Source organism: Reyranella sp. CPCC 100927 (genome assembly GCF_007859315.1).
GTDB lineage: Bacteria > Pseudomonadota > Alphaproteobacteria > Reyranellales > Reyranellaceae > Vineibacter.
This window is the reverse complement of record NZ_VOHA01000001.1, coordinates 716,647-729,390: the sequence shown is the minus strand read 5'-3', so window position 1 is coordinate 729,390 and position 12,744 is coordinate 716,647. Positions and strand designations below refer to the sequence as shown.

General features: G+C 65.6%; 10 protein-coding genes. 2 read left to right on the top strand and 8 right to left on the bottom strand.

Going from position 1 to position 12,744, the window contains the following annotated elements; genetic code table 11:
* Window positions 1-55: 55 nt before the first annotated feature.
* The 6 genes from FQU96_RS03225 to FQU96_RS03200 form a co-directional block, all read right to left on the bottom strand.
* Complete coding sequence (locus tag FQU96_RS03225) at window positions 56-1,189, bottom strand: CaiB/BaiF CoA-transferase family protein (RefSeq protein WP_178130285.1); 1,134 nt, start codon at window positions 1,187-1,189, stop codon at window positions 56-58.
* 90 nt (window positions 1,190-1,279) lie between these two features.
* Window positions 1,280-2,173, bottom strand: coding sequence for an AEC family transporter (locus FQU96_RS03220; RefSeq protein ID WP_146539380.1), 894 nt, complete (start codon window positions 2,171-2,173; stop codon window positions 1,280-1,282).
* Between the two features lie 82 nt (window positions 2,174-2,255).
* The gene (locus tag FQU96_RS03215) at window positions 2,256-3,071 is read right to left on the bottom strand and encodes a crotonase/enoyl-CoA hydratase family protein (protein WP_146539379.1); all 816 of its coding nucleotides are present in this window, start codon (window positions 3,069-3,071) and stop codon (window positions 2,256-2,258) included.
* 28 nt (window positions 3,072-3,099) lie between these two features.
* Window positions 3,100-3,744 carry a TetR/AcrR family transcriptional regulator gene (locus tag FQU96_RS03210; RefSeq protein WP_146539378.1) on the bottom strand — a complete coding sequence of 215 codons (645 nt, stop codon included), beginning with the start codon at window positions 3,742-3,744 and terminating at the stop codon, window positions 3,100-3,102.
* A gap of 11 nt (window positions 3,745-3,755) precedes the next feature.
* On the bottom strand, window positions 3,756-4,613 hold the full coding sequence (locus FQU96_RS03205) for a crotonase/enoyl-CoA hydratase family protein (RefSeq protein WP_146539377.1): 858 nt from the start codon (window positions 4,611-4,613) through the stop codon (window positions 3,756-3,758).
* Window positions 4,614-4,683: 70 nt separating this feature from the next.
* Window positions 4,684-5,229: an HD domain-containing protein gene (locus FQU96_RS03200; RefSeq protein WP_146539376.1), complete on the bottom strand. Its 546-nt coding sequence runs from the start codon at window positions 5,227-5,229 to the stop codon at window positions 4,684-4,686.
* A gap of 110 nt (window positions 5,230-5,339) precedes the next feature.
* Here FQU96_RS03200 and FQU96_RS03195 point away from each other — a divergent pair, with 110 nt between their 5' ends.
* A complete protein-coding gene (locus tag FQU96_RS03195; protein ID WP_146539375.1) occupies window positions 5,340-6,881 on the top strand; it encodes a class I adenylate-forming enzyme family protein in 1,542 nt (513 codons plus the stop codon).
* Window positions 6,882-6,884: 3 nt separating this feature from the next.
* Here FQU96_RS03195 and FQU96_RS03190 read toward each other — a convergent pair whose 3' ends face one another.
* Window positions 6,885-9,713: a patatin-like phospholipase family protein gene (locus FQU96_RS03190; protein ID WP_178130284.1), complete on the bottom strand. Its 2,829-nt coding sequence runs from the start codon at window positions 9,711-9,713 to the stop codon at window positions 6,885-6,887.
* Between the two features lie 97 nt (window positions 9,714-9,810).
* Here FQU96_RS03190 and FQU96_RS03185 point away from each other — a divergent pair, with 97 nt between their 5' ends.
* Entirely contained in the window at window positions 9,811-10,920 is a 1,110-nt protein-coding gene (locus tag FQU96_RS03185; RefSeq protein ID WP_146539373.1) for a serine hydrolase, read from the top strand.
* A 59-nt stretch (window positions 10,921-10,979) separates the two neighbouring features.
* Here FQU96_RS03185 and rpsA read toward each other — a convergent pair whose 3' ends face one another.
* Window positions 10,980-12,698, bottom strand: coding sequence for a 30S ribosomal protein S1 (rpsA, locus tag FQU96_RS03180; protein WP_146539372.1), 1,719 nt, complete (start codon window positions 12,696-12,698; stop codon window positions 10,980-10,982).
* Between the last annotated feature and the right edge of the window lie 46 nt (window positions 12,699-12,744).

Here is a 12,744-nt window from a genome sequence, read left to right as displayed (position 1 = left end):
GCGCCTTCATGGTGAGCTTGTCGAACCATGAAGGCCCAACTCGTGCTGAAGTGCGTCATTCATCGCCAAACACTTCCTTCGTGTGCTCGCCGATCTTGGGTGCGCGATTGCGGATCGGCGGGCGCTTGCCGTCGAACTGGACCGGCAGTGCAATCAGCCGGACATCGCGCTCCAGATTCGGCACCGCCTGCAGCATGCCGATCGCTTCGGTCTGCGGCTCGGCCAGCATCTCGGGCAGCGAGTTGATGGGCGTGCAAGGGATGCCGGCGGCGGCAATGACCTTCAGCCAGTGGGCGCGCGGCTTGGTGCGCAGGATGCGCTCCATCTCCTGGACGATCTCGTCGCGGCGCTCGACCCGCTGACGGTTGGTCGCCAGGCCCGGGTCGCTCGCCCATTCCGGCTTGCCGATCACGGGGCAGAGCTTGCGGAACAGGGCATCGTTGCCCGCGGCGACGATGATGGGACCATCGGCGGTCTCGAGGCCTTCAAAGATCACGACACCGCGGCTACCGGTCGGATGCCGCTCCGGCACCTCCCCAGTGGCGGCGTAGCCTGAATATGGGTTGGTCCACCAGCCGATCGCCGTCTCCAGCAGCGAGGTATCGACCTTGCGCCCACGCCCCGTGCGATGCCGCTCGGCGATCGCCGCCAGCACGCCGATGGCGGCCCACATGGCGCTGCCGTGGTCCAGCACCTGCGTGCCCATGCGCACCGGCGGACCGCCCGGCATGCCCGACATCATCATCATGCCGGAGAAGGCCTGCACGATCGGCTCGTAGCCCGGATCCATCTTCTTGGGTCCCGTCGTGCCGTAGGCATTGACCGAGCAGTAGATCAGCCGCGGATTGCGTGCCATCAGCGCCTCGGCGCCCAGCCCCATGCTCTCCAGCGTGCCGGGGCGCATGTTCTGCACCACGACGTCGGCCGTATCGATCAGCCGAAGCACCTTCGCGACATCGGCCGGGTTCTTCAGGTCGGCGGCGACCGACTTCTTGCTGAGATTGACCGCGTTGAACGAGGAACTGGCGTCCGGCGACAGCAGCCGGCCCCAGCCGCGCGCATCGTCGCCGCCGTTCGGCTTTTCGATCTTGATCACATCGGCGCCCAGATGCGCCAGGATCTGGGCACAGAACGGTCCGGCAAGGTTCTGCGCCAACTCGATGACCTTGATGCCTTCCAACGGCAGCATTCGTTTCCTCCGTGTGCGGCACGCAGCATGGCGCGATTCTGCTGCCGCTGCCATGCAGGGGCGCGCAACGCTGCTTTTCGGGCGCCGCGTCTAAGGCAATACGTAGAGCAGCAGGGCCGGCAGGCTGAGGAACGAGACCACCGTGGTGATCACGATCATGCCGGCGACATCGGCCGGCTCACGCTTGTATTGCAGGGCGAAGAGATAGTTGAAGATCGCCACCGGCATCGCCGACTGGATGATCAGCACGCCGCGCGCGGCACCCGTCAGTCCGAACGCCCAGGCCACCACCAGGCCGATTGAGAATCCGCCAGCCAACCGCAACGCGGATAGCGCTGCTGCGCGTCCCGGACGTGTCACCTTCAGGGTTGCCAACGACACGCCCAGCGACAACAGCATGAGCGGGATCAGCATGTTGCCCATGATCTCAGTCGTGCGGACGAGCCAAACCGGCGGCCTGTGGCCCACCAGAATGAAGACGAAGGCCAGTGCGATGGCGTAAAGGATCGGCTGGCGCACCAGCTTACCGATGGCGAAGCTGCCGGCCGCGATATTGATGCCGACCGTGAACTGGCCGACGGCACCCACGGCGAACCAGGCGATACCCAGCGCCAGGCCTTCAGGCCCGAAGGCCAGGAAACACAGCGGCAGGCCGACATTGCCGCCATTGGGAAACATCAGCGCCGGCAGGTAGGAGTGCGCCGGCAACCCGACCAGCCGCAGCACGGTCCACCCCAGCAGGCCCATCGCGGCATAGCAGGCGAACGTCGCGGCGGCGAGTTGACCCAGGGCTGCCGCCGACACCTCCAGTCGCGTCAACGCACTGAAAACCAGGCAAGGTGCCGCAATGGACGATACCAGCGCCGTGGTAATGCCGGGATCAAACGGCCGCTTGAGCAGGCCCCAGATATAGCCGACAGCGGTGCACAACAGCACCGGCGCCATGATGGCGAAGATTTGCGACAGCAGGTCGAAGGACAGCACGGAGAAAGCAACGGCTGAAGGGTGTGCGGTGGACCATAGAGTTCGATGCGGACCCTGTCGACCGGGCGCTGACGGACGAAGCCTAGGCTATGTCCGTGAAGTCGCCATGGCGCCCCTTGCCGGCCGCGAAACGACCAGCACCCGCGGCGCCTTCCCTGGCATGAGCCTCCAGTCCGTTCGCCCATTCGCGCCGCAGCGCGTCGCGTACCGACAGGCCGTGGTTTTCGTAGGCACTGCGACGATCGGCGCGCACGGCTGCCTGCGGGAAGCGGGCGATCTCTTCCGCCATGGATTGCGCCGCAGTTCGGGTTTGCCCGTCCGCCACGATCTTTTCGCACAGGCCGATGCGGAGCGCTTCTTCCGCCGGCACTTTTCGCCCCGTCAGGATGATTTCCTGGGCCCGGCCCAACCCCACGAGACGTGGCAGGCGGACCGTACCGCCATCAAGCAATGGAATTCCCCAGCGCCGACAATAGACGCCGAAATAGGCAGATTGCCCGAGAATGCGGATATCGGCCCACAATGCGAGTTCCATGCCGCCGGCCACGGCAGGTCCCTCGACCGCGGCGATGACCGGCTTCGACAGCTCAAGGCGGGTCGGACCGAGCGGACCGCGCGGCGCCGGGTTGGCACCGGTCGGAAACGCGAGCCCCTCGGCGATCTCGTTCTGGAAGCGTGCCCGATCGGTCAGCGTCGCGGCGTATTTCAGGTCCCAGCCGGCGCAGAAAGCGCCACCCTCCCCCCACAACACCGCCACATGCGCCGAAGGATCATGCTCGAACGCCAGCATCGCCGCGTGCAGTGCGGCGGCGCTATCGGGATCCATCGCATTGCGCGCTTCGGAGCGCGCATGGACGACCGTCCAAACGGGACCCGCTTTCTCAATACGAACCGCCATGGCGATTTATCCTTTGATTCGGCCGCGTTCAGGCGCCTGGCAGGAGCCGCTCCAGGTATTGCGCCATGAGACCGTCAGCGTGCTCCTGGAAAAGCTTGAGCCGGCCCGTGCCGTCCATGATCAGCAGGCCAATGGCATGCGACACACCATCGGTGGCAAGCGCCGTCGCGCGATCGAACCCGGCGCTGGCGATCGTCGCGCTGATGACGTCGACAGCAGCCCGCAATTGGGCATTGAGGGTACGATCCAGATCCGGTTTCAGCCCGGTCGGGCGCACGCCGGCGCCCCGGAAGAGATAGAGACCCAGCGACAGTTCGGTAGGGCGCTCCTTGTAGTACGCGTAGAAGGCATCGACGGCAGCCCGGGCCCGGTCGACCGGCTCACGTCGCTTGTCGACATGCTGCTCGATGAACAGCTTCAACGCGGCCAACGACTCGCCCAGGATCGCGGCGTAGATTTCCTCCTTGCCGCTGAAATAGGGATAGATGGCACCGGTCGTGCAGCCGGCTTCGATAGCGATCAGGCGAATCGATGCGCCTTCGAGGCCGTGCGTTTCGAACACCCGTCGCGCGGCGTCGATCACCAGTTGGCGCTTGGTGTCCCGAATGACATCAAGCCGACCTCGAACTTTGGGATCGTCCGGCTTTCCCCGGGCGCGCGTCGTCGATGCCATGTGTGCCTCGGCTACCCCGCGGGATTGATCGGCCGATTGGCCGTCCAATCCCAGGTGCCTTGATCGCGGTTGCGCACGGCTTCCTTCCAGCCGACGGTTTCCGCCCGCTTCTTGAAGTTCAATCCCTCCGGCGAATGGCGGGTGATGCCGTCGAAAATGGTGGCAAACATCTGCGTCTGCTTCAGGCCCATGGCCTCGATCGCCTGGTTGACCATCAGCTTCTGCATCATGAGCTGATTGATGGGGACGGTGGCCATGCGCTCGGCCAGCGCTTCGACCTCGGCATCGAGCTGGGCGGCAGGAACCGCCTTGAGCACCAGACCGAGCTTCTCCGCCTCCCGGCCATCGATCTTGTCGCCGGTGAACAGCATGCGCTTGGCGCGCTCCGGCCCCAGGCGATAGACCCACATGGCGGTGGTCGGGCAGCCCCAGACACGCACCGGCATGTAGCCGATGCGGGCATCCTCGGCCATGACGATCACGTCGGCGCACAGTGCGATGTCGGAACCGCCCGCGATCGCATAGCCATGGACCTTGCAGATCACCGGACGGTAGGACCGCCACAGGCTCATGAACAGCTCAGTGTTGCGCATCATGAAGGCATAATCCTTCATGGGATCCCATGGCAGATCCTGCGTGGCGGCGTTGGCACCTTTCGTCTGTGCGTAGTGAGTGAGATCGTAGCCGGCACAAAACGCTTTGCCGCTGCCCGAGAGCACGATCACGTGCACGCCCGGATCGTCGTTGGCGCGTGCAACGCAATCGGCAAGCTCAGCCGGCACGTCGTCATCGATGGCGTTGAAGACGTCGGGACGATTCAACGTGATCCGCCCGATGCGGCCATCCTTCTCATAGAGAACCTTGGGCATGGGTTCCTCTTCCCCGCGTCGTCAATAACAATGTTATATTCTCATTGTAATCGTTACGCAAGATTGCTCGTCAATCGCCCGAGAGCACTTTCTCGGCAGTCGCGGCAGCGGCGTCGAACTGCTCCTCCAGCCACGGATGCACGCCGCGCAGGCCGGCAGCGACATCGCGTGCCCAGCGCACGTACTCGGTGCGTCGCTCGATCGACCAGCCGGCCGGCGGACTGGTAACAATGCCGCGCAGGTTGGAGGTCTTGTCGGCCAGCTTCAGCATCTTGGCGCGGTCGGTCTTGTGGGCGGCATGCGCAACCTGCAGCCGCTTGCGCTCCTGCTTGGGCAGCGACTTGTCGTCGGTGACCTCGCTCACCACCGACGCGACGTCTTCGTTGAACGCCCGCACCAGTTCATCGCGCGTGGTCTCGGTGTCCTCCAGGGTATCGTGCAGCAGGCCGGCTGCGATGAGATTCGCATCCCGCCCCTGCACCGCCGTCGCCAGGAGGTTGGCGACCTCGGCCAGGTGATTGATGTACGGCTCGGCGTCCTCGCCCTTGCGGCGCTGGTGCGCGTGTTTCTCGGCGGCGAAAGCGAAGGCCCGCGTCAGCAGCAGAATCTCGTCCATGCTCAGGTTCCTCCAGGCGCCAAGGGTGCCACGACATCGCGACGGCACCAACCTTGACTCCGGCAGCGGCGCATCGACACTCGGCCAACAAGCCAACGGGAGGGCACGCCATGGACGTCCGGACACAGATGCGCAGCGCCGCCGCCTACTACGCGCAGCGCGAGGCCATCGTTGCCGGCGGCCGCCGGCTCACCTTCGCGCAAGCCTGGCAACGCGGCATCCGCCTGGCCAACGGCCTGCTGACGCTGGGGTTGCGGCCGCAGGACCGGGTCGCGGTGCTGGAGGACAACCGCCTCGAATCGGCCGATGTCTTCCTGGGCGCCGCCATCGCGAACCTGGTGCGCGTGCCGCTCTATCCGCGCAACGCCCGCGACAGCCACGAGCACATGATGGGCCACACCGGCTGCCGGGCCGTGATCGTCGATGAGAAATACCTGCCCGAGATCGATGGCCTGCAGGCCGTCCTGCCGGCGCTGGAGCACGTGATCGTGCGCGACGCCGCCTATGAGGATTGGCTTGCGGTGCAGTCCGCCGTCGATCCCGATCCACCCATCGCACCCGGCGACAATTTCATCCTGCGTCATACCGGCGGCACGACGGGCAAGAGCAAGGGCGTCGCCTATTCGCATCGCGCCTGGCTCGCTGCCGCCCGCGACTGGTTCTACCTCTATCCGCCGGTCGAGCCGGATGATGCCTGCCTGCACCTGGGCCCGATCAGCCATGGCTCGGGCTATCTCTTCATGCCGATCTGGCTGGGTGGCGGCCGCAATGTGATGGTGGACCGCTTCGACCCTGCCGCCGTGCTCGATATCTTCGAGCGCGAGCGCATCGGCTACCTGTTCATGGTGCCGACGATGCTCAACGCCATCAACCGCGTCCCCGGCATCGAGCAACGCCGCTTCCCCCACCTGAAATGCATGCTGGTATGCGCCGCGCCGATCGCCGACGACACGGCGTTGAAGGCATACGATATCTTCGGCCCGGCGATGTACCAGGGCTACGGTCAGACCGAGGTCCTGCCGGTGGCGATGATGGGTCCGGCGCAGTGGTTCGCAAAAGACGTCCGGGGTTCCACGCCGCTGCGCGCCTGCGGCCTGCCGCTGCCCTTCGCGCAGCTGCAGATCTGGGACGAGGACAACAAACCGGTGCCGCCAGGCACGCCGGGCGAGATCGTCGCCAAGACCGATGGTCAGATGACCGGCTTCTGGAACGACCCGAAAGCCACGGCCGAGCGCATGGTCGACGGCTGGGTCAAGACCGGCGATGTCGGCTATCTCGACGCCAACGGCTATCTCTACATGATCGACCGCGTCGGCGACATGATCGTCTCGGGCGGCTTCAATATCTATCCGGCCGAACTTGAGAACGCGATCGCGGGCCATCCCGACGTGGTCGAGGTGGCGGTGTTCGGCATTCCGCACGAACGCTGGGGCGAGACACCGTGCGCCGTCTGCACCGTCAAGTCCGGCGCCACCGTGACGGAGGACGCGCTGATCGAGCTTTGTGAAGAGCAGCTGGGCAACTACAAGCGGCCAGGCAAGATCGTGCTGCGCGACGAGCCCCTGCCCAAGACGCCCGTCGGCAAGATCAAGCGCAAGGACCTGCGCGAGCCGTTCTGGATTGGCCATACCAGGCGGGTGGCGGGAAGCTGATCGTCAGTTCACGAGCCGGCACCACCAGCGCCGATTGGCGTCGACGCCAAACTCTTCGCATTTCCATGCGGCCGGGCGCGGCCATTTGCGCTCGGTCTCGCAAAATGCCGTGGCGGCCTTGTCGTCGTCGACCTGACCAGATAGCCGTGCCAGGCGGACGCACAGCCGGAAGAATTCGGCAGCATTGCCGCAGGGGTCACTGCCTCCTGCTTCCAGGCCCGTCATCAGCCGCATGACCCGCCAGGCCTCGCCCGAATCATGCCAACTCATGGTCGGTCCCTTCATGCGCGGCACACGGCATTGACGGAAGTGGAAGAAATCCACGTGGTCCGAAGTCCCCAGCCGGCGGTTCACGTCGGCGTCGGTGCTGACAGGCATCTCGGCAGGGGAGTCGCTCAGGCGCGCCATCCGCGCCAGGCCCGTGATGATCTGGCGACGGACACTGGCGCGGTTCTCGTCGATGCGATCCAGCATCGCGGTTGCCGCCTGCTCGCCACGGGCGACGCGCCCGTCATAGAGAGCCAGGATCGGGTCGACCAGAATGGTCGCGCTCTCCCGTCCATCGACCGGGCACTCGGGCCAGCGATTGCCGGGATGCAACACGGGGATGGGAACGCTGCCGCGCTGTTTGCTCGCCACGGCGGCGCAGTCCGGCGATGACGGCAGGCCTGGAATCGGCGGCTCGTGATAGCCCGTGCCCGTCCGACGATCCAGATGGTCCAGCGACGGATCGCTGCTGATGACGATGGCAATCGGCACGACTGGCCGCAAGCCGACCTGAACATCGCCACGACGTTCGATGACATAGCGCAGGATTTCATCCGCCGTCACGGCGCCGAAATTCTCATACAGGCCGCCATCGATGATGCGTGTCACCATGCGATCCTGCCCTCGGCTGTCGCGCATGCCACCAGCAGGCGAGATGACGGGGAAGCGCGCGCTCATGGTGACGGCAGTGCTGATCGGCATGTCGCGGCCCAGGATATCGAACGCATCGTAACGGTTGACGTCGTTGGCGATCTGGCCGCCACGGAAGTCGGCATTGGACGTGATGATCCGTTTGCCCTTTTCCACGGACGTTCCGTTGAGCGCCAGAATTGGCCAAGGCCGATAGGAATCACCCTTGCCGATGCCGGAGAACGTGGCGAGGAAACCGTCAGACCAGCTGAACTGGCCGTTCCGGTTCGTGCGAATGCTGTCCTGCCAGGCGGCTTCCCATGCTTTTTCCAGAGCGGCCGCGCGATCCGGCGGTTGCCACGCGCGCGGCAGAAACGTCAATGTGCGCCACGGCAGATCGACATAGAGGCCCGCGGCCATGGCCGGGGTCAGAAAGTCACGTTCGATGAACGACCGGGCATCACCCGCCGGATCCTTGAGGACAGTGGGTTTATCGTGAACCGATGTCTGGCGGTCGACCTCGACGATCGAGCGAAAAACCATGGCGCCCAATGACCCACCGGACACGCCACTGATCATGAACAGCCGGTCGGCAAAGCCCGGCTCGCGGGCCGCGATCTCGCCCAGTACTTGCGAGGTCCAGAACGCCGCGCGGCTGGCGCCGCCAGCCGTTGCGACAACGACGAACGGCGGCGCGACGACCCGGTCCTCCCCGTCAGCCGTTACTGCCAGCGGCTGCGTCATCTCGGGCCGGGCATTGACGGTCCACCAGTCCTGAAACAGCCGGCCGATCTCCTGCCGGCCCGTCACCGGATATGGTCCCGCGTCTCGGGCCGACGATCGCACGTCGTGATTATCGCCGAACAACCAGGGGCCAACCGCCAGCCACAGGATCGTCGTGCCCAGGAGCGGCAGACGAAACCGCGCCGACAACAGCGCCAGCAGGCTCAGGACCGGCACCATCGTTGCCAACCCCACCAACGTGGCGCGAACCGCACCGCCGAGGAAGTCCGACGCACCGACAGGATTGACCAGGAAGAAAAGAAACAGCACCGGCGTCAGCAGGAGGCTCAAGCCGAGCGCGGCGAAGGCAACCGGGTTGTCGTAGTCGCGCACGCTGTCGTGCGTGACGTCCGGCGTCGGCACCAGGTGCCCTTTCATCTTGTCGTGACCCAGCAACCGCGCTGTCAGCCAGGTGCGACTCGCGACCACGATATAGAAGACGATCGCCAAGACGACGAACCCGCCGGCCCACCAGGTGAACCGGGCCGCGTTGTCTTCGTCGCCGGCAGCACCATAGACGTCGCGTGCCTTCCAGAAGGCAACCGCCACAGCCAAGATTGCGGCTGCACCGATGATGCGCGGCACCTGGCGGCGCCACCACTGCCGCCAGCGCGCAGCGCGTTCAGGGTCGCCGCCCCCGGCAATCCAGAACGCCATGACCTCGGCGATGATCCCCAGCATGATAACGGTCGAAACGCCGTGCCCGACCCAGAGGGCTGCTCCCAGTGCAACGAGGATCAGCGCAAGGACGATGACAGGGGCCGCTCGCCGCCACGGCACCGATGATGCCCCGGGTTGCAGGTCGATGGGCGGCACGGAGAACGAGAAGTTGAGCGTAACGCGCGCCCAGTACCAGCTGACGGTGGCCCACAAAACCATGGTGGCAATCAGGCCGAGCGTGCCGACAACGCTGCCCTTGGCGACAGCGCTGGCCATGACGATATCGCGCGCCTGATCGGTCAACGCAATCAAGGCACCCCCGATCACGACCGAGAGCATCGGCGCACGACAAGCCCAGAAAAGGCGCAGGATGTCGCGCAACGCCCACCAGGGCCCGGCAATATGGCCGGCAATCCACGCAACGGCCGATGCAACTGCGCTGACCCGTCGCCAAAGCCAGGTGTTACCCGGATCGCCTGGATCGTTGGCCATGGCGCTCCCCCCATTGGACATCGATACGCCGCTTGCAGAAACTCTACCGCAGGGCGCACGCTTCGCGCCTGCATCATCTTTCGGTTAGGCTCCCGCGATGGTCCGATCCACCACCCGACTGCTGTGCCTGGTGCTGGCTGCCTTGTGCGGCACGTCTGGCGTGTCGGCACAGCCATCCACGACATTACCGACCGTCGATCGTTTCGATGCGATGTTCGGTGTCTGGATGAAGGACAGCGGGGTCGAGAAAGGCACGCTTGCCGTCGCGCAACAGGGGCGGCTGGTGCTGGAGCGCGGGTATGGTGGGCGGGATCCGAACGAACGCGTCCTGCTGGCCAGCTTGAGCAAGGCGGTCACCGGTCGGTGTGTCGCGGTGCTGATCGCCAACGGCAAGCTGCGGTTGGACAGTACGGTGGGCGATGTGCTGGCGCCGTTCTTCCGCCAGCATGGTGAGCCCGCCGATGCGCGCCTCAAGGCGGTGACGGTCGAACAGCTGCTGGTGCATCGCGGCGGCTTTGCGACGGCACCGCGCGATCTGATGACACCGCCTGCCGTCGCCTTGTTGGAGAAGAAGACACCCGGTGCGACCGAACCGGCGGAGTTGCTCGCCGCCACGTTGACGGCGCCGCTGGCCACGGCACCGGGCGAGGCCTTCGCCTACTCCAACATCGGCTACCTCGTGTTGGGCGTGATGATCGAGACCATCACCGGCGAGGGCTATGAGCGTTTCTGCGGCCGCGAAGTTCTCGAAGCCGCCGGCATCAAGGCGCCGCAGCTCGACACGCAGTGGCGCTCGTTCTCGTCGTTCGGCGGTTGGCGGCTCAATGGCGCAGAGTACCTCGCCTTCCTCGCCCGCACGCCCGACACGCTGCTGTCGGATACGCGCCCCTCGCGCGCTGCGACCGGTGCGCCCGCTGGGCTCACGCCGGCCTGGTACGCACTGGGTCAGTTCACCGCGAACCTCGCGCCCGACGCCCGCATCGCCTGGCACACCGGCAGTTGGGGTGTCGCGCCTGATACCGTGGGCATGCAGGTGGTGCAGCACCAGAGCGGCACATCATGGTTCGTCTGGTATTCACCGCGCCCGGGCAAGGATGCCACCGATACGCTGCTGGAGCGCATGGCCGCGCTGCCGCCACGGATCGTGGCCTGGCCCGAACGCGATCTTTTCCCCGAGCGCGGGCTGGCGTTGCCGTCGGCCAAATGAAACCGGCCCGCTCTTGCGAGCGGGCCGGTCCTTGATCGTTCCTGCAACGAAGAGAAGCCTTACTTCGCGTCGTTGTCCTTGTTGGCGCGGCGCAGGGCGGCGCCCAGGATATCGCCGAGGCTGGCGCCCGAGTCGGACGAGCCGTAGTCGGCCATCGCCTGCTTCTCCTCGTCGGCTTCGCGCGCCTTGACCGACAGCACGACGCGGCGCGAGGCACGGTCGATGTTGGTGATCTTGGCGTCGATCTTGTCGCCGATGGCGAAGCGGTCGGGCCGCTGCTCGGAACGCTCGCGGCTCAGCTCGGTCTTGCGGATGAAGCCCGGGATGCCGTCGGTCACCGTGACGTCCAGACCGTTCTCCTGGATGCCGGCGACGATGGCGGTGACCACCTCGCCCTTCTTCAGGTTGCCGGCCTTCTCGAACGGATCGTTGACCAGCTGCTTGACGCCCAGCGAGATACGCTCCTTCTCGGTGTCGACGTCGAGCACCTTGACCTTGACCATGTCGCCCTTCTTGAAGTCGCGGATCGCGTCTTCACCGGGCTTGTCCCACGACAGGTCCGACAGATGCACCATGCCGTCGATGTCGCCGGGCAGGCCGACGAACAGACCGAACTCGGTGATGTTGCGCACTTCGCCCTCGAGCTCGGTGCCGGCCGGGTACTTGTCGGCGAACGTGTCCCACGGATTGTCCAGGCACTGCTTGAGGCCCAGCGAAATCCGGCGCTTGGACATGTCGACATCCAGCACCATGACCTCGACCTCCTGGGAGGTCGACACGATCTTGCCGGGATGCACGTTCTTCTTGGTCCAGCTCATCTCCGAGACGTGGACCAGACCCTCGACACCGGGCTCCAGCTCGACGAACGCGCCGTAGTCCGTGATGTTGGTGACGCGGCCCTTGACCTTGATGCCGGTCGGGTACTTGGCGGCGGCGCCGTCCCACGGATCGGCCATCAGCTGCTTCATGCCCAGCGAGATGCGCTGCGTCTCCGGGTTGAAGCGGATGACCTGCACCTTGACCTGCTGGCCGATGTTCAGCGCTTCCGACGGATGGTTAATGCGCTTCCAGGCGATGTCGGTGACGTGCAGCAGGCCGTCGACGCCACCCAGATCCACGAACGCGCCGTAGTCGGTGATGTTCTTGACGACGCCATCCAGCACCTGGCCCTCGCTCAGCTGGCCCATCAGGCGGCTGCGGTCCTCGGCGCGACTCTCCTCGAGCACGGCGCGGCGCGACACCACGATGTTGCCGCGGCGGCGGTCCATCTTGAGGATCTGGAACGGCTGCGGCGAGCCCATCAGCGGGCCGACATCGCGCACCGGACGCACATCGACCTGGCTGCCCGGCAGGAAGGCCACGGCGCCGTTGAGGTCGACGGTGAAGCCGCCCTTGACGCGGCCGAAGATGGTGCCGGTGACGCGATGGTTGTCGCCGAACGCCTTCTCCAGCGCCGTCCACGACTCTTCGCGGCGCGCCTTTTCGCGCGACAGCATGGCTTCGCCGTCGCGGTTCTCCATGCGGTCGACGAACACCTCGACGGTGTCGCCGGTGCGCAGCTCGGCGGACGAGCCGCCCGTCGAGAATTCCTTGAGGGGTACGCGGCCTTCGGACTTGAGGCCGACATCGACGATCGCGAAGTCGCCGATGATGTTCACAATCGTGCCGCGCATCACGGCACCTTCGAAGCCCTGCGACTTGCTGAGCGAATCATCGAGCATCGCGGCGAAGTCGGCGGTCGAGGGATCAGCCTCCCTCAGGGCAGAACGTCTAGCCATACGATCACTTCTCCTCAACGATCCCGAGCGTGGGTCTCAGCTCGTC

Coding starts and splice junctions, on each gene's coding strand:
- FQU96_RS03225 (WP_178130285.1), bottom strand. CDS start 1,189: ATGCTGCCGTTGGAAGGCATCAAGGTCATCGAGTTGGCGCAGAACCTT.
- FQU96_RS03215 (WP_146539379.1), bottom strand. CDS start 3,071: ATGGCGGTTCGTATTGAGAAAGCGGGTCCCGTTTGGACGGTCGTCCAT.
- FQU96_RS03210 (WP_146539378.1), bottom strand. CDS start 3,744: ATGGCATCGACGACGCGCGCCCGGGGAAAGCCGGACGATCCCAAAGTT.
- FQU96_RS03205 (WP_146539377.1), bottom strand. CDS start 4,613: ATGCCCAAGGTTCTCTATGAGAAGGATGGCCGCATCGGGCGGATCACG.
- FQU96_RS03200 (WP_146539376.1), bottom strand. CDS start 5,229: ATGGACGAGATTCTGCTGCTGACGCGGGCCTTCGCTTTCGCCGCCGAG.
- FQU96_RS03195 (WP_146539375.1), top strand. CDS start 5,340: ATGGACGTCCGGACACAGATGCGCAGCGCCGCCGCCTACTACGCGCAG.
- FQU96_RS03190 (WP_178130284.1), bottom strand. CDS start 9,713: ATGGCCAACGATCCAGGCGATCCGGGTAACACCTGGCTTTGGCGACGG.
- FQU96_RS03185 (WP_146539373.1), top strand. CDS start 9,811: ATGGTCCGATCCACCACCCGACTGCTGTGCCTGGTGCTGGCTGCCTTG.
- rpsA (WP_146539372.1), bottom strand. CDS start 12,698: ATGGCTAGACGTTCTGCCCTGAGGGAGGCTGATCCCTCGACCGCCGAC.